Genomic DNA, 16,366 nt, shown 5'->3' with positions numbered 1-16,366 from the left:
GGCTTTGATGAGTGATACAGATACCTTGCTAATGCAAGGAATTGAACAACAAACAATGGGACGTTTTACCGAAGACGCCTATTTGAATTATTCCATGTATGTGATCATGGATAGAGCGTTGCCACATATTGGTGATGGCTTAAAACCAGTACAGCGTCGTATTATTTATGCGATGAGCGAACTTGGTCTTTCGTCTGCGGCTAAGTATAAAAAATCAGCGCGTACAGTCGGTGATGTGCTAGGTAAATACCATCCACATGGTGATAGTGCTTGTTACGAAGCCATGGTGTTAATGGCGCAGCCGTTCTCTTATCGTTATCCACTAGTGGATGGGCAAGGCAACTGGGGTGCAGCAGATGACCCTAAGTCTTTTGCCGCGATGCGTTACACAGAAGCACGATTATCTAAATTTGCAGAAGTATTACTTAAAGAGCTTGGTCAAGGCACCGTCGATTGGACGCCAAACTTTGATGGCACCATGGATGAGCCACAAGTATTGCCAGCGCGTTTACCGCATATTTTACTCAATGGCATTACAGGTATTGCAGTTGGTATGGCGACGGATATCCCGCCGCACAATGTGCGTGAAGTCGCCAGTGCATGTTGTTTATTACTAGATAAACCAAAAGCAGAACTTAACGAAATACTAGAGTTAGTTCACGCACCGGATTACCCAACTGAAGCGGAAATAATCACCCCCAAAGCTGATATTCAAAAAATTTATCAAACAGGTCGCGGCTCGATTAAAATGCGTGCGGTGTATACCGAAGAGCATGGCGATATTGTTATCACCGCGCTTCCGCATCAATGCTCAGGCGGTAAAGTTTTAGAGCAAATCGCAGCGCAAATGAATGCTAAAAAACTGCCTATGGTAGCTGATTTACGTGACGAATCTGATCACGAAAATCCAACGCGTATTGTGATTATTCCTCGCTCAAATCGCATTAAAGCAGAACCATTAATGGCTCACTTATTCGCCACAACCGATCTGGAAAAAAACTACCGCGTAAACTTAAATATGCTTGGCCTTGATGGTCGTCCGCAAGTCAAAGACTTGCGTACCATTTTGACTGAGTGGTTAGTGTTTCGCCGCGAAACAGTGCGTAGACGTTTACAGTATCGTTTGGATAAAGTGTTAGCGCGACTACATATTTTAGAAGGTTTATTAGCTGCCTTTTTAAATATTGATGAAGTAATTGAAATCATACGTGCTGAAGATAAACCAAAGCCAGTATTAATGGAACGCTTTGGTATTTCAGATATACAGGCTGAGGCAATATTAGAATTAAAACTTCGCCATTTAGCTAAATTAGAAGAGTTTAAAATTCGCGGTGAGCAAGATGAGCTCGCTAAAGAACGTGATAAGCTAGAGCTAACGCTTGGTTCTGATCGTCGTATGTCGACATTGCTGAAAAAAGAAATTCAAGAAGCGGCTGAGTTGTATGGTGATGATCGTCGTTCACCAGTAGTCGAGCGTTTAGAAGCGAAAGCATTAAGTGAAAAAGATTTAATACCATCAGAGTCGGTAACCGTTGTATTGTCTGAAAAAGGCTGGGCACGTGTTGGTAAAGGTCATGATCTGGATGTAGCAGGGCTCAGTTATCGTGCAGGTGATGAATACAAAGCCTCAGCACGGGGTAAGAGTAACCAACCATCAGTCTTTTTAGATTCTGCCGGACGAGCCTTTGCAACTGACGCACATAGCTTACCATCAGCACGAAGCCAAGGTGAGCCTATGACAGGGCGCTTTAATTTATCAGCCGGCGCAACGTTTGAACATGTGGTTATGGGGGAGGATAAGCAAGTACTGCTTATGGCCTCTGATGCTGGCTATGGATTTATCACCGATTTTGCTGACTTAGTCAGTAAGAACAAAAATGGTAAAGCGTTAGTGAGTGTACCAAAAGGCGGGCAGTTGCTTGAGCCGATTCGCGTTAATGATGTAGCCAGCGATTACTGCATGGCGATATCAAATGAAGGGCGTATGTTGTTATTCCCATTACGTGACTTACCAAAACTAGGTAAAGGTAAAGGTAACAAGATTATCTCCATCCCAAGTGCCAAGGTTCAAGCACGTGAAGAGTTTGTAAAAGTGCTTGCGGTGGTGCCAAATGGCACAAGTGTTACTTTACATGCTGGTAAGCGTAAATTGACGCTTAAGCCGAGCGATTTAGAGCATTATCATGGCGAACGTGGACGCAGGGGTAATAAATTACCTCGTGGATTACAGCGTGTTGATGAAGCCGTTGTTGAGCTTAACCCTGTTGAAGAGATAGATGTAGATACGAGCGATGAATAATCGCGTAACTACTTAATAAAACGGCCTGCATTTGCAGGCCGTTTTTGCTTGAGGTGATTGGAATAATTTAGGATACAGGCTAAAGTTTTATTAAGTGAGGGCATTAAAATTGAAACCGATTGGCTCGCTAGTTCGTTGAAATGAAATATGAAAATTAATTTAAGCTTACAAGTGTGCGCTTAACTCTCGTTTAGCGACTAAAATAACGATATAATGTGCTCTGAATTTTTGAGGAGAGTCTCTTTGTTAGCTTTTTTTCGTATAATAATCATGGCTTTATTTATTGTTTTTAGCTGTGTTTTAGGTTTGTTATTGTGCCTTGTAAAGCCATTTCATAGTAATAATGTACACATTATTTCTGGTTGGTTTGGTTCGATGGCCAGAATGCTTGGGGTGAATTTAGTGATCACTCGCCACCCAGACCTATTAAATAGCGGACCGGCGGTGTATGTGGCTAATCACCAAAATAACTATGATATCTTTACGTTACCCGCGGCGGTACCAAAAAGCTGTGTAAGTTTAGGTAAAAAAAGCCTGAAGTGGATCCCGTTTTTTGGGCAGCTTTATTGGCTTTCTGGCAATATTTTAATCGATAGAAGTAATCGCTCAAAGGCTGCCGGTACTATCTCTAAATCAGCTGACAAAATAAAGCAGCAACGTCTATCTGTATGGATGTTTCCTGAAGGAACGCGTAGCTATGGGCGTGGCTTATTACCATTTAAAACAGGTGCATTTCATACTGCATTAAACGCCGAAGTGCCGATTGTGCCTGTCTGTATGAGTACAACTGATAAAACCATTAAGCTAAATCGTTGGGACAATGGTACAATCTATATAGACATGCTAGCGCCGGTGCACCTCGATAAAACTATTGGGGCACGTGAACACGCAACACGTATTCACTCTATAATGGCTGCTAGAATAACTGAATTAGATGCTCAAGTGAGAGAAAAGTAATGGAAAATTGGCGTGAAATTAGTGAAGACATTGTAACTTCGTTACTAGAAGACGGATCAGATCCAGAGATCCTTTATGAAGTTGAGCATCACTTTGTATGCGAAGATTTTGTAAAGCTTGAGCAAGCAGCATTAGCCGCATTTAAACTTGGCTATGACGTTGAAGAGCCTGCGGAACTTGAGCTTGAAGACGGCAGCAAAATTTGGAGCTTTGATATTGTTGTTGAAGCAGAGCTAGACGTTGAAGTTATTATGGAAGACGTTGATAAACTAGCTAAATTAGCTTTAGATACCGACGTTGAGTACGATGGTTGGGGCACTTACTTTCAAGAGTAATGTGTAAATCACTAGGTCCTAGCCACTAGGACCTAGGACAATTTGCCATTGTTTAGTTAATAACGATTCTTAGTTCACCAGCCCATCATTTTATTCATACCTATTTCGTATTCTTTATCTTTGTTATAGACATTTGTATTGAATAGTTGATAATTAAAATCATCATTTATCGAAATAAATTAATTATTCTATGCTCATTACCCTCCCTATCTCAGAGCTTGTTCCTGGTATGTTTGTTGACAGTGTTAGCAAGCAATTTGAGGGTATTGATAGCATTAAAATTAAAACCCGGGGTTTAGTTCGCGATAAATCGATTATTAAACGTTTGGTATCGGAAGGAGTACAGGAGTTACTCATTGATTTTACGCAAAGTAATGTCGGGGTTCCGAGTAAATATCAAGAAAAGCCAAAAGCAACACCCGTTACAAAGCCCACCTCCAAAACTCAAACAGACAAAATAAAAAAGATAATTACACTAGAGCAAGAGTTTGCAAAAGCTAGCACGAGTTATGAGCAGCATAATCGTAAACTACAAGGGTTATACGGCGATATAACGTCGGGTTTAAAAATGAATATTTCGCTGCTTGATGACATAGCAAAAGACATTGTTGCGTCAGTATTTCGTAATCACAATGCGATGACAATTTTAACGCGCATTAAAGATAAGCATATGTATAACTGGCAGCACATGATTAATTGCGCCATTTTTGTCACTGTGTTTGCAAAATACCTAGGGTACAAAGAATCAGTAGTACATGAGCTGGCTATGGGGGCTTTACTGCATGACTTAGGTCAAGCAAAGCTACCACAAGGGATATTCTCAAAGTCCGAAGATGTTAATAAGCTTGAAATGCAGGCAATTAAAAAGCATGTAGCGCAAAGCTTAGGGCTTGTTAAGGGGGAGAAGGGTATTACTCCATTGATGCTAGATATGATAGTAAATCATCATGAGCGTTTGGATGGTAGCGGCTATCCGCGTGGTATAGAAGGAGAGAAACTTAGTCGACCTGCTAGGATCATGGCAATTGTGGATGTATACGATGCAATGACATCCGATCGGCCGCACCAAATTGGTGATGAGCCAATAAATGCATTACGTCATTTGTTAAGTAATAAATTGTTGTTTGATAATGAGTTAGTACAGCGATTTATCAAGTGTTTAGGTGTCTATCCAGTCGGTACTATCGTTAAATTAACCAATGAACGCCTTGCTTTGGTCACAGAAGGAAACCATAAGAATCCAATTCAACCGAAAGTAAAAGTATTTTATAACGCTAAGCATAATCACCATGTCACATCAAAAGACATTGATTTAAATACGTCAGAGCAAGAGCTAAAGATACTCGCGAGTATCAAACCGCTAGATTATCAACTTAACTTGGCTCGTTTGTTAAAAGAGCATCTGGTGGTTTAACACCTTTTTTAGTGATGGATTTATCACAACGTCTTTTGGCTGATTGCTTGGCTGATAGTAATGCACCGCTAAAGCAACTACACATCAGCAATAACCATAATAATGTACCGTTTTCTGAATGCAGTGCAGCACAGCAGCAAAGTAATGCGACCATCGCCGTTAATATTGCTCCTAGCCAATAGTGGTTTACTGGATTATCACATTCACCCGCTTTAGTGCAGGCGCAGAAGTTAGCTTTGCAAAAACAGTAAACGCTAGCACCACAAAATGCTAATGCAGCAATAATTAATCCAATCTCCATAGCGATCATCCCCTCACTTGATATGTTTGCCAGTCTAAATGCGCTTAATTATCAAGTCAATCTAAATGATAATTAATTGCAAATGGTTTTACCTTGCTCTCATCCGATGTGTTTTAAAAAGTTGTTACTTAGCTGTTAAATATTCGCTTAAATGTGTGTTTTTAACGCTTTGTTACAGTTTTTCGTAAAAAATTGATGTAGTGTATAAAAGTTTTGAATAGAGTAATTACTCATAATAACAACATACATGAGAACCCAAGCGTCGTGCTTGGTTAAGGACACATAATGAAACTTACAAAAACACTTATCGCGGCATCACTTGCTGTAATGTCGGCTGATAGCTTTGCGGCAGCTTTTCAACTTGCAGAACATAGTGCGTCAGGCCTTGGTCGGGCATATGCAGGTGAAGCGGCTATAGCTGAAGATGCGTCTGTAATTGCACGTAACCCTGCCTTAATGTCAGTATTTAAAGAAAAGCAGCTGAGTATAGCTGGTATTGCAGTCGTTCCAGATGTAAGCCTAGAGGGTACAGGGTCAAGTAATGCTGCTGTAAATCCAAATGCACTGAATGATAGTAGTATTGCTCCTAGTGCGTTTGTGCCTGCTGGTTATTTTTTAATGCCAATTAATGATAAGTTCGCGGTTGGTTTTGGCGCATTCTCAAACTTTGGTTTAGCGACTGAGTTTGATGAGAATTACCCTGCGGGTCAGCTTGCGGGTGAAACTGAGATCGTGACTGTAAACATGAATGTAAGTGGTTCATATAAGATCAATGATCAATTTAGTGTTGGTCTTGGCTTAAACTACATTTATGCTGATGCGAAAATTGTCCGAAACTTTGGTGCTAACCCATTTGGTTTACCTGCAGAGACTGAGGCAACTCACTTAGAAGGTGATGATGCTGGCTTTGGTTGGAATGTTGGTGCTATGTATCAGTTAGATGAAAATAGCCGTTTTGGTTTTAACTATCGCAGTGAAACCGATATCACCTTTGATGGTGAGTTTTCAAGTGAGTTGCCGCCAACAATGGGTGGCACGAGTGGGGCTAGTCTTCCAGGCAGCGTAGCAATAACGCTTCCTGCGATTGCAGAGTTTTCAGGTTCTCATCAATTAGATGATAAAACAGGTTTACATTATAGCGTTATGTGGACAGGTTGGAGTAGCTTTGACAAATTAGAAGCAGATGTTGAAGGTCGTGATCAGCCAGGTTTTTCTAAAGATGAAAACTTCTCAAATGCGATGCGTTACTCAATTGGTGGTGATTACCAGTTTAACAAGTCAGTATTATTACGCGCAGGTATAGCCTACGATGAATCACCAGCCGATAAAAATCATATGTCTATTTCAATCCCAGATACGGATCGTTTTTGGTACTCGTTTGGTGTGAATTACACGATGAGTGAGCAATCAAACTTAGATATTGGTATGAGTATCTTACGCGGCAAAACACAAAAATTTACTGAGAATGACAATATTGCTCAGCAATGGTCATTTGAATCAAATGGCCACGCATATTTATTTGGTGCGCAGTATAACTACACGTTTTAACTTAAATAACCGAACTTAGGTTAAGGTACTTACCAAGCTCCAGCTGGAGGTGGATGTATTATCCGAAGCTCGGTTAACTATTTAGTTAAAATAAATGAAAGGGCAGTTTTAGCTGCCTTTTTAAAATTGATAACCTAAGTGTATGCCCATTGTTCCTTCTATTTTATCTGTGTCTTTTTTTTCACAAAAAACAAAGCAATCACCGTCATCTTCTTTTACGCCTGCGCTTAAACCTATTACCCAGCTAGCACTATCAACACCTTGAAAGTAATAATTAAACTTGGCAACTAGATAACCATCTTCAGCAACAACAACTTGCTGGCCTAATGCAAGCCCGGCAGTAACATGCTCAGAGAGCGTGTATTCATAGCCTAACGAGTAACCTATAAGACCTGCTGAAGCAGATAACTTATGTGTGTCATCAATTGAGTATCTATATTTAACACCGGTATGACCACCAAACTCATAGAGCCCGACTCCAGTGGAAAACTTACCTTGTGCAAGTGCTGATTGTGACATTGAGGTTATAGCTAGTAGGGCTAAAGCGAGAGAGATTTTTTTCATTTTGGGATGGTTCCTGTGATTTATAATTATTTATCAGGCAGTATAGATGGCTGGACTTAAAATAGAAACAAAAACGCGAGCTAAAAAGCTCGCGTTTTCAAGTAGCTAATTGAAGTTTTATAAACTTTCAATTTTAGCTTTTTGCTCCAACAGTTTTGCTTTTGCATCAGAGAACTCAGCAAGCTTCTCGTTTTCTTTAGCTAAAACAGCTTCTGGTGCGTTGTTAACAAACTTTTCGTTAGCTAGTTTATTTTGCACTTGGGCTAGGCCTTTTTCAGCTTTTTCAAGTTGCTTAGCAATACGTGCAAGTTCGGCTTCAACATCGATTAGGCCGGCCATTGGGATCATGATCTCAAGGTTGCCAACATATGAAGTTGCACACGCAGGGGCTGTGTCTTTGTTATCAAGCAAAGTAAACTCTTCAATTTTAGCAAGTGATGCTAAAAATGATTTATTGTCTTCAATACGACGTACATCATCATTCGATGCATTAGCTAGTAATATTGATAACGGCTTACTTGGGCTGATATCCATTTCACCACGAATGTTACGAATGGCTAGAATGAATTGTTTAACCCACTCCAAATCATCCATTGCTTTAGCGTCAACGTTTGCGTCATTAAATAATGGGAAGGCTTGTACCATTATGCTGGTATTAGCTGTTTCAAGACCCGCTAATGGTGCAACACGTTGCCAGATAGTTTCAGTGATGTATGGCATCATTGGGTGCATCAAACGTAGCAAGCTTTCAAGCACGGTAATAAGCGTATGGCGCGTGCCACGTTGTTGCGCCTCGTTACCTTTAAACAATACCGGTTTAGTCAGTTCTAAATACCAATCGCAGAATTGGTTCCAAGTGAACTCATAAAGCGTATTAGCCGCTAAGTCAAAACGGTAGTTATCTAAGTGCTCAGTATACGTTTTAATCGTTGACTCAAATTGACCTAAGATCCAACGATCAGCGAGTGAGTATTCTTTCGCTGCGTCGTTTGCAAAACCACAGTCTTGCTCTTCTGTATTCATAAGTACATAACGGCTGGCGTTCCATAACTTATTACAGAAGTTGCGGTAACCTTCAAGGCGGTTCATATCCCAGTTGATATCACGACCAGTTGAAGCCATTGCCGCTAATGTAAAGCGCAGGGCATCAGTACCATGTGCTTCAATGCCATTATCGAACGTTTTACGGGTGTTTTTTTCTATTTTTGCAGCGACCTTTTCTTGCATCAAGTTACTGGTACGTTTAGTCACTAAACTCTCAAGGTCGATGCCGTCAATCATATCGATTGGATCTAGTACGTTACCTTTTGATTTTGACATTTTATCGCCATTTTCATCGCGAATAAGGCCAGTTACATACACCGTCTTAAAGGGGACTTGTGGTTTGCCATTTTCATCTTTAACAAAGTGCATCGTCATCATGATCATGCGAGCAACCCAGAAAAAGATGATGTCAAAACCAGTAACCAACACGTCAGACGGATGGAAGGTTTTTAAGTCATCGGTATTTTCAGGCCAGCCTTGGGTTGAGAATGTCCACAGTGCAGATGAGAACCAGGTATCAAGTACGTCGTCGTCTTGGCGAAGTGCAACGCCATCCGCGATGTTATTTTCACGGCGAACTTCTGCTTCATCACGGCCAACAAATACATTGCCTTCGTTATCATACCAAGCTGGAATACGGTGGCCCCACCAAAGTTGACGTGAAATACACCAATCTTGTACGTCGTTCATCCATGAGAAATACATGTTCTCATATTGCTGTGGTACAAATTTAATGTCGCCATTTTTAACCGCGTCTTTTGCAGGTTCTGCCAGTGGTGCAACACGTACATACCATTGATCGGTAAGCAATGGCTCAATCACCACGCCAGAGCGGTCGCCATAAGGTACAGTTAAAGCGTGATCTTCAATTTTTTCAAGAAGACCAAGTTCTTCAAATTCAGCCACAATCGCTTTACGCGCATCGAAACGATCAAGCCCATGTAAGCGCTCAGGAATTGGTGCATCAAATTCAAGCTCTTTACCGTCAAAGGTGTAAGTTTCACCTTGGCTTAAAATTGCTGCATCTTTGTCGAAGATATTAATCATCGGCATTTGATGACGCTTACCTACTTCATTATCGTTAAAGTCATGAGCTGGTGTGATTTTTACACAACCCGTGCCTTTGTCTTTATCGGCATGTTCGTCAGCCACAATTTTAATACGGCGATTTACAATCGGTAATAAAATATCTTTGCCGATCAAATCTTGGTAGCGTTCGTCATCAGGGTTTACCGCAACACCTGAGTCACCTAGCATGGTTTCTGGACGTGTTGTTGCTACAACAATGTAGTCTTTACCGTCTGGTGTTTTTACGCCATCAGCCAATGGGTAACGTAAGTTCCACATGTGGCCTTTTTTGTCTTTGTTTTCAACTTCAAGATCAGAAATTGCCGTATGAAGCTTTGGATCCCAGTTTACTAGGCGCTTACCACGATAGATTAAATTTTCTTTGTGAAGACGTACGAAAACTTCTTTAACCGCGTCTGATAAACCATCGTCCATTGTAAAGCGCTCGCGATCCCAATCAACCGATGCGCCAAGACGACGAAGCTGTTTAGTGATCGTACCGCCAGATTGCTCTTTCCATTGCCAAATTTTATCGATGAAGGCTTCGCGACCTAAATCGTGGCGTGTTTTACCTTCTTCGGCAGCAAGCTTTCGCTCAACCAGCATTTGTGTAGCAATACCGGCGTGGTCAGTACCTACTTGCCATAATGTGTTGTTACCTTGCATGCGCTTATAGCGTGTTAAGGTGTCCATTATAGTGTCTTGGAATGCGTGGCCCATGTGTAAGCTACCGGTGACATTTGGCGGTGGGATCATAATTGAATATGCGTCACCTTTGCCTGATGGCTTAAAGTAGCCTTTTTCTTCCCAGTCTTGATAGAGTGACTGTTCAATATCTTGCGGATTGTAGGTTTTATCCATTACACAGAACCTTAAATAAGTACTTAAATGAGTTGGTTTGCTATTTTACCTTGGGCATCTTAGCGATTTATATCTTGCGTGGTGATGTTTGCACCGAGTTGGCGTAGCTTTTTAAAGCGCTCACGGGCGGCTTGTTTAGCTACAGATTCTACGGGTACAAAATCAAAAACTTGGTTAAACCGCCGAATAAAATCCGGAAGGTGTGCAGCCAAGTTTATTAAAACTTTACGATTTCCAACCGGTGGGGTTGTGCCTATTTCAACTGGCGCACCACCTTTTGGGCCTTCACCTTGAAGGTTATGTGGCACAAAACTGTCGGGGTCAAATGACCAAATCGTTTCATCAATGGCGTGGGCAGTATCGGCGTTATCTACAAAAATAAAAACACGCTGGCCAAGACGATACTGTTCAGCTGCAATATCAGCAGCTAAGCTAAAGTGATCATCAGCCTTCGCTTGCGATTCATCTTGTTGCTTTAGAACGAAAAACTGGGCGTTCATGTTCATAGTATCGGGACTTCCCATTGCATTGCATGTTATACGAGTTAGTACACATAAATCAGAGCAGGGATTTTGCCATAGAACGGGGTTTGCTTCAATTAATACACTGCGTTAGGTCTTAATAAAAAAGGCGCTAAAAAGCGCCTTTTTTAATGCTGGTATTAAACTAACTCATTAATCTTGTGCGGCTTCGCTTACACCAGCACGATTTAATAAGTATTGCGTTAGCATAGGGACCGGACGGCCTGTCGCCCCTTTATTTTTACCGCTGCGCCATGCTGTACCGGCTACATCTAAATGCGCCCAGTTATACTTTTTAGTAAATTTAGATAAGAAACACGCCGCAGTAATTGTGCCGGCTGCGCGTCCGCCCAAATTGGTAAAGTCAGCAAATGGGCTTTCAAGTTGATCTTGATAGTCATCCCACAGCGGTAGTTGCCAAGCACGGTCGCCACTTTGCTCAGATGCTTTAAGTAAGTCATGAGCAAGCGGGTTATGGTTTGATAGCAAACCCGTTGCATGTGCCCCAAGTGCAACAATACAGGCACCGGTTAAGGTCGCAACATCAATTACCGTTTCAGGTTCAAAGCGTTCAACATACGTCAGTGCGTCACATAACACTAAACGCCCTTCAGCATCGGTATTAAGTACTTCAACCGTTTGCCCTGACATAGTTGTTAAAATATCACCCGGGCGATAAGCATTTGAACTTGGCATATTTTCACAGCCAGCTAAAACACCAATAACGTTAATCGGTAACTGCATTTGTGCTAATGCGCGCATTGCACCAATAACACCAGCAGCGCCACCCATGTCGTATTTCATTTCATCCATGCCTTCGCCTGGTTTAAGCGAAATACCACCAGAGTCAAAGGTTAAGCCTTTACCTACCAGTACGATAGGGGCTTGTTCTTTTGCGCCCCCTTGGTAATTAATAATCGACATGACCGATTCGTTATCGCTACCACGGCCAACGGCTAAGTAAGAGTTCATACCTAGCTCAGCCATTTTTTCTTCACCGATAATATCAACAGTGATATTGTCAAAGTTAGTCGCAAGTTCTTGTGCTTGTTCACCTAAATAAGCTGGGTTACAGATATTTGGTGGCATGTTTGCTACATCTTTACAAAGCTTACTACCTGCTGCAATCGCTAAACCATGTTCAATTGCGCTTTCGCCAATTGTGAGCTCACGACGGGTTGGTACATTAAATACAATTTTACGCAGTGGGCGACGAGGGTCGCTTTTTTTACTTTTTAATTGATTAAACGTATACAGGCAATCTTGCGTTGTTTCTACGGCTTGGCGGACTTTCCAATAAGTATCACGACTTTTAACGTGTTGCTCTGTTAAAAAGCAAACGGCTTCCATCGACCCTGTTTCGTTAAGGGTATTAATGGTTTTAGAAATAATTTGTTTATATTGTTTATCATCAAGTTCACGCTCTTTACCACAGCCTACTAGTAGTATGCGCTCACTTAGTACGTTAGGTACATGATGTAATAACAATACTTGTCCCGGTTTACCTTCAAGGTCACCACGACGTAATAAATTAGAGATATAACCATCGCTGATTTTATCGAGTTGCTCACCAATGGGGGATAAGCGACGTGGCTCATAAACGCCAACTACAATACATGCGCTACGTTGCTTTTCAGGACTACCACTTTTTACGCTAAATTCCATTGTCACTCCTAATTTTGAGTCATAGCTCCCTTTAATAAGGGCAATAAAATAAAAATCTAGTTATTGGTTTAATACTAGCTTATAAAGCCTGACTCATTATGTGTATTTGAACTTTATACTTTTGTCGCTATCAATACCACTAAAGCAACAATATATCGAGCTGCTAGGTATGATATTTAATGTTGATGACATATAATAACGAAGTAAAACGCTAAGTTTACTCACATTTTCTTACTATTGAAGTGAAACACGATGTTTAACAGGGGCGAGCATTGCTAATTTTCCGTTATTTGACCACTGAAGTTTTAAAGTCACAGGTCGCCGTATTCCTAACCTTAATGACTATCTTTTTATCGCAAAAGTTTGTAGGTATTTTAAGTGACGCCTCTGAAGGTGGAATTCCTGCCAAGTTAGTGTTGTCGATGATTGCATTAAAACTACCGCAACTTGCATCTTTAATCTTACCTTTGAGTATCTTTTTAGGGATTATTCTCGCGTATAGCCGTATTTATGCCGACAGCGAAATGACTGTACTTAAAGCGTGCGGTGTAAGCGAATGGTATGTGGTGCGCGTTACGCTAATTTCAAGCTTTGTCTTAGCGTTATTAGCGGGGGGACTCACATTGTATGTCGCGCCATGGGCGAGTGAGCAAGAATATCAACTGAAAGAGCAAGCTAAAGCAGATGCGGGTTTATCGGCACTGCGGGCTGGGCGTTTTCAGCAAACGGGTAATGAAAAAGCGGTTGTATTCATTCACAACATTGATAACGGTGGCAAAGAATTAAATAAAGTATTTGTAGCGCAACTACCAGACAGTAAAAAAGATAATTTAGCGCGTTTAGTGTATGCAGAGCGCGGTGTGGTAGTTGAACAAGAAAATGGGGAGCAACAATTGGTGCTCAGTGATGGTAAACGTTACGAAACCGATGGAAAAACGCCGGCTCTCAACCTAACTGAATTCGATGGCTATAGCGTACAAATACGCGGGCAAGAGATCGAACACCAACGCCGCAAACTAGAAGCCATACCAACTATTGATTTGATGGCTATGAATACCACAGAAGCAATAGCACAATGGCAATGGCGCATGGCTATCCCGCTTTCTATTCCGTTATTAACCTTACTTGCAGTTCCTTTAAGTGTAGTAAACCCTCGCCAAGGAAAGTTTGCTAAGTTAGTGCCAGCAATCAGTTTGTATTTAGGGTATTTTATTTTACTTAATGCGGCTAAATTTGCAGTAGAGGATGGCAAAATACCGCCATCAATTGGCCTGTGGTGGATCCACTTTACCGCATTATTTATCGGTGGCTTTTTGATTATAAAAGGGCGGCCTTTAGGTGCTTGGCTCAAAGCAATTGTTACTAAGCGGGAGTTAGGCGCATGATGAAAATGCTTGATTGGTACTTAGGCCGTAGCATTTTGCAAACCACGGGCTTTGCTTTAATGGTACTGGTTGGTATTAGCACGCTCATCAAATTCATTGAGCAGCTTAAGTCTGTAGGGCGCGGTAGTTACGATATTTCCAATGCATTGTTATATACCTTATACAGCATGCCTGGTGACTTAGTGGTATTTTTCCCTATGGCCGCATTAATAGGTGGTTTAACTGGCTTAGGTGCACTGGCATCGAATAGTGAGCTGGTGGTTATGCAAGCAGCTGGTATGTCACGCTTGCAGATTATTGTCTCGGTGATGAAAACGGCAATATTTATGGCACTGTGCATGATGGCATTGGGTGAGTGGGGCGCACCGGCTGCACAACTTAAAGCTAAAGAAATGCGTAACCAAGCGATTTATGGTGGAGATGTATTTAATGCGCAGCAAGGCGTCTGGGCCAAAGATGGCAATAATTTTATTAATATAGAAGATGTTGATCAAAATGGCGTATTACATGGCGTGAACATGTATCACTTTGATAAATCATTGCAATTAACCCAAATAACAAAAGCTAATCAGGCCGTAGGGCGCAAAGATGGTTGGCTACTGCGTGATGTAAATAAAGTGCAGCTTGGCGAGCAGCAAATAACGACACTACAGCTAAAAGAAGAGTTTTACGAATCACAATTAACCGCTGAAAAACTCGGTGTAGTATCAGTAAAACCTGAGTCGTTATCGTTTACTGGTTTGTGGTCTTATTTGAGTTATTTAGAGCAAAATGAGCAAGACACCAGCACATATGAATTAGCGTTATGGCGTAAAATCATGCAGCCGGTTTCTATTGCGGTGATGTTATTAGTTGCACTGTCATTTATATTTGGTCCGCTTAGAACAGTAACAATGGGCGCACGAATTGTTATGGGCGTTGTCACGGGTATTGTATTTCACTTAACAAATGAAATATTTGGCCCCGTGGTAATGGTGTATCAAATTCCTGCGGTGGTTGGCGCCACCTTACCAAGCGTTATTTTTATTGGCTTTGCGACGTATTTACTTAACAAGCGAAACTGATAGCTAGGAGCTAGAATCCTAGCTCCTGAGTAACTTAGTTTTAATCTAAAGATTGATAAATACGCTTATTCTCTTCTTTAGTTAGCGATACCATGTCTGTTTTTGATATGTAATCTTGCAGAGCACGTTTATTTTTAAAATCAATTAATACCACTAACGTGCCAAGCCCAAGTAATGCACTTAAACTACGAATAACGGCTTGTGGCCAACTTATTAACGCGCCATCACGTGTTTGAACTTTTAAACGCCATGCACGCATCCCAATTGTTTGACCACTTTTAGTCCAAAAATAAGCAAAGAACACCACGTTAACGCCAATAAATAACGCACTTCTAATACCATACAAAAGCGGTGAATCTTGTATAAACGCAGCAGGATCGTCAGTTTTTGCAATAACACCCAATGCAATTAAGGCCTGAATAGCCGCAAAATAGAGTATCGCTGTAAGCATTGATAATGAAATGACGACTAAAGAGTCGTAAATCAATGAAGCAAAGCGGCGCCAAAACCCCGCACGAGGAAACTCACCAGACATAAATACACTCACAAAGTTAATATGCGCGCTAGTTTAGCAAATAGGCTGATAAATACTAGGCTCACACAAACACTCAACACAGTTACAAGCCTTATTGAATGTTAATGGTTGCTTAATTGTTAAGCGGTTGATCGTTGTTTTGTAAAAAACGCTTGCCGCAGTGTTTATTGTTTGTATAATGCTTGGCATAGAGACGAAGACAGCTCGATAAGTCCTAGCTCTAAAGTGGTTTTTCTTTATCTTCTCATGTTAGAAGGTTAAAGAAAAATGATGCCAGCGTGATGAAATTGGTATACATGGGGGATTCAAAATCCCCTGCCGAAAGGCGTGCCGGTTCAAGTCCGGCCGCTGGTACCACTTTTAATAGCCCTGACCAAATTGGTCGGGGTTTTTTTATGTCTGAAATAAAGTCGATTGGTATAAGGTTTAGAGTATTTGGTTTTGGTGGGGACTTATACCAATCTGCATAAATATTTGAACAATTTAACGAATTAAATCACGCTATAATGTCGTTAAAATTTTTTTATTTAGAACAACTAGATATAAAAGTTTTTGCCTAGGGCGTGTTGACCTTTGTGGATTGAAATTTGTTCAATCTAGGGGCGATTTAATCGCGGCGCGAGGTTTGTAACCTAGCGGGCTAAGTAAAAACCGAGCAACAAAGAGTCAATCGCCCCTAGGAAGAACCCTTTGGGCAGCGCATGTTTGGCATTTATACTGCGTTATCGCCTATTTATGGGGAACAACCACACGACATAGGCTCTGCCTTGCCTAAATACCAAACATACTGCTGCAAAATCAATCA

13 protein-coding genes and 1 tRNA gene are annotated in these 16,366 nt (G+C 41.2%); 8 read left to right on the top strand and 6 right to left on the bottom strand.

Going from position 1 to position 16,366, the window contains the following annotated elements:
- Window positions 1–7: 7 nt before the first annotated feature.
- From parC to ADS77_RS11445, 4 genes are all read left to right on the top strand, one after another.
- A complete protein-coding gene (gene parC, locus ADS77_RS11460; protein ID WP_054203160.1) occupies window positions 8–2,299 on the top strand; it encodes a DNA topoisomerase IV subunit A in 2,292 nt (763 codons plus the stop codon).
- A 243-nt stretch (window positions 2,300–2,542) separates the two neighbouring features.
- The gene (locus ADS77_RS11455; protein WP_054203161.1) at window positions 2,543–3,256 is read left to right on the top strand and encodes a 1-acylglycerol-3-phosphate O-acyltransferase; all 714 of its coding nucleotides are present in this window, start codon (window positions 2,543–2,545) and stop codon (window positions 3,254–3,256) included.
- A complete protein-coding gene (gene rraB / locus ADS77_RS11450) occupies window positions 3,256–3,591 on the top strand; it encodes a ribonuclease E inhibitor RraB (protein WP_054454519.1) in 336 nt (111 codons plus the stop codon). Before ADS77_RS11455 ends, rraB begins: the two co-directional genes overlap by 1 nt.
- 190 nt (window positions 3,592–3,781) lie before the next feature.
- Entirely contained in the window at window positions 3,782–5,005 is a 1,224-nt protein-coding gene (locus ADS77_RS11445) for an HD-GYP domain-containing protein (protein WP_054454516.1), read from the top strand.
- On the opposite strand, the gene ADS77_RS11440 is transcribed toward ADS77_RS11445, so the two are convergent.
- Window positions 4,965–5,306 carry a hypothetical protein gene (locus ADS77_RS11440; RefSeq protein WP_054454513.1) on the bottom strand — a complete coding sequence of 114 codons (342 nt, stop codon included), beginning with the start codon at window positions 5,304–5,306 and terminating at the stop codon, window positions 4,965–4,967. The two genes, ADS77_RS11445 and ADS77_RS11440, sit on opposite strands and share 41 nt — an antisense overlap.
- 285 nt (window positions 5,307–5,591) lie before the next feature.
- On the opposite strand from ADS77_RS11440, the gene ADS77_RS11435 reads away from it, so the two are divergent.
- Window positions 5,592–6,854 (top strand): outer membrane protein transport protein, encoded by a 1,263-nt coding sequence (locus ADS77_RS11435; protein WP_054203164.1) that lies wholly within the window; start codon window positions 5,592–5,594, stop codon window positions 6,852–6,854.
- Window positions 6,855–6,974: 120 nt separating this feature from the next.
- On the opposite strand, the gene ADS77_RS11430 is transcribed toward ADS77_RS11435, so the two are convergent.
- The 4 genes from ADS77_RS11430 to pepA all read right to left on the bottom strand — a co-directional run bounded on the left by ADS77_RS11430 (window position 6,975) and on the right by pepA (window position 12,577).
- Window positions 6,975–7,418 carry a hypothetical protein gene (locus ADS77_RS11430; RefSeq protein WP_054454511.1) on the bottom strand — a complete coding sequence of 148 codons (444 nt, stop codon included), beginning with the start codon at window positions 7,416–7,418 and terminating at the stop codon, window positions 6,975–6,977.
- Between the two features lie 117 nt (window positions 7,419–7,535).
- Window positions 7,536–10,391: a valine--tRNA ligase gene (locus ADS77_RS11425; protein WP_054454509.1), complete on the bottom strand. Its 2,856-nt coding sequence runs from the start codon at window positions 10,389–10,391 to the stop codon at window positions 7,536–7,538.
- A 59-nt stretch (window positions 10,392–10,450) separates the two neighbouring features.
- A complete protein-coding gene (locus tag ADS77_RS11420) occupies window positions 10,451–10,897 on the bottom strand; it encodes a DNA polymerase III subunit chi (protein ID WP_054203167.1) in 447 nt (148 codons plus the stop codon).
- Window positions 10,898–11,065: 168 nt separating this feature from the next.
- Entirely contained in the window at window positions 11,066–12,577 is a 1,512-nt protein-coding gene (pepA, locus tag ADS77_RS11415) for a leucyl aminopeptidase (RefSeq protein WP_054203168.1), read from the bottom strand.
- A 272-nt stretch (window positions 12,578–12,849) separates the two neighbouring features.
- On the opposite strand from pepA, the gene lptF reads away from it, so the two are divergent.
- Together lptF and lptG are read left to right on the top strand one after the other, a co-directional pair.
- Window positions 12,850–13,962, top strand: a complete 1,113-nt coding sequence (lptF, locus tag ADS77_RS11410) for an LPS export ABC transporter permease LptF (protein ID WP_054454506.1) — start codon at window positions 12,850–12,852, stop codon at window positions 13,960–13,962.
- Window positions 13,959–15,026, top strand: coding sequence for an LPS export ABC transporter permease LptG (lptG, locus tag ADS77_RS11405; protein WP_054203170.1), 1,068 nt, complete (start codon window positions 13,959–13,961; stop codon window positions 15,024–15,026). Before lptF ends, lptG begins: the two co-directional genes overlap by 4 nt.
- 40 nt (window positions 15,027–15,066) lie before the next feature.
- Here lptG and ADS77_RS11400 read toward each other — a convergent pair whose 3' ends face one another.
- Window positions 15,067–15,561: an RDD family protein gene (locus ADS77_RS11400; protein ID WP_054203171.1), complete on the bottom strand. Its 495-nt coding sequence runs from the start codon at window positions 15,559–15,561 to the stop codon at window positions 15,067–15,069.
- 272 nt (window positions 15,562–15,833) lie between these two features.
- Between ADS77_RS11400 and ADS77_RS11395 the strand changes: the two genes are divergently transcribed.
- Window positions 15,834–15,918, top strand: a tRNA-Leu gene (locus tag ADS77_RS11395).
- The last annotated feature ends 448 nt before the right edge of the window (window positions 15,919–16,366 follow it).

Origin of the sequence: Pseudoalteromonas porphyrae (genome assembly GCF_001298125.1) — a bacterium.
GTDB classification, from domain to species: domain Bacteria; phylum Pseudomonadota; class Gammaproteobacteria; order Enterobacterales; family Alteromonadaceae; genus Pseudoalteromonas; species Pseudoalteromonas neustonica.
This window is presented reverse-complemented; position numbering and strand designations above follow the sequence as displayed.

Coding starts and splice junctions, on each gene's coding strand:
- ADS77_RS11420 (WP_054203167.1), bottom strand. CDS start 10,897: ATGAACATGAACGCCCAGTTTTTCGTTCTAAAGCAACAAGATGAATCG.
- pepA (WP_054203168.1), bottom strand. CDS start 12,577: ATGGAATTTAGCGTAAAAAGTGGTAGTCCTGAAAAGCAACGTAGCGCA.
- rraB (WP_054454519.1), top strand. CDS start 3,256: ATGGAAAATTGGCGTGAAATTAGTGAAGACATTGTAACTTCGTTACTA.
- lptG (WP_054203170.1), top strand. CDS start 13,959: ATGATGAAAATGCTTGATTGGTACTTAGGCCGTAGCATTTTGCAAACC.
- ADS77_RS11430 (WP_054454511.1), bottom strand. CDS start 7,418: ATGAAAAAAATCTCTCTCGCTTTAGCCCTACTAGCTATAACCTCAATG.
- ADS77_RS11440 (WP_054454513.1), bottom strand. CDS start 5,306: ATGGAGATTGGATTAATTATTGCTGCATTAGCATTTTGTGGTGCTAGC.
- parC (WP_054203160.1), top strand. CDS start 8: ATGAGTGATACAGATACCTTGCTAATGCAAGGAATTGAACAACAAACA.
- ADS77_RS11400 (WP_054203171.1), bottom strand. CDS start 15,561: ATGTCTGGTGAGTTTCCTCGTGCGGGGTTTTGGCGCCGCTTTGCTTCA.
- ADS77_RS11425 (WP_054454509.1), bottom strand. CDS start 10,391: ATGGATAAAACCTACAATCCGCAAGATATTGAACAGTCACTCTATCAA.
- ADS77_RS11445 (WP_054454516.1), top strand. CDS start 3,782: ATGCTCATTACCCTCCCTATCTCAGAGCTTGTTCCTGGTATGTTTGTT.
- ADS77_RS11435 (WP_054203164.1), top strand. CDS start 5,592: ATGAAACTTACAAAAACACTTATCGCGGCATCACTTGCTGTAATGTCG.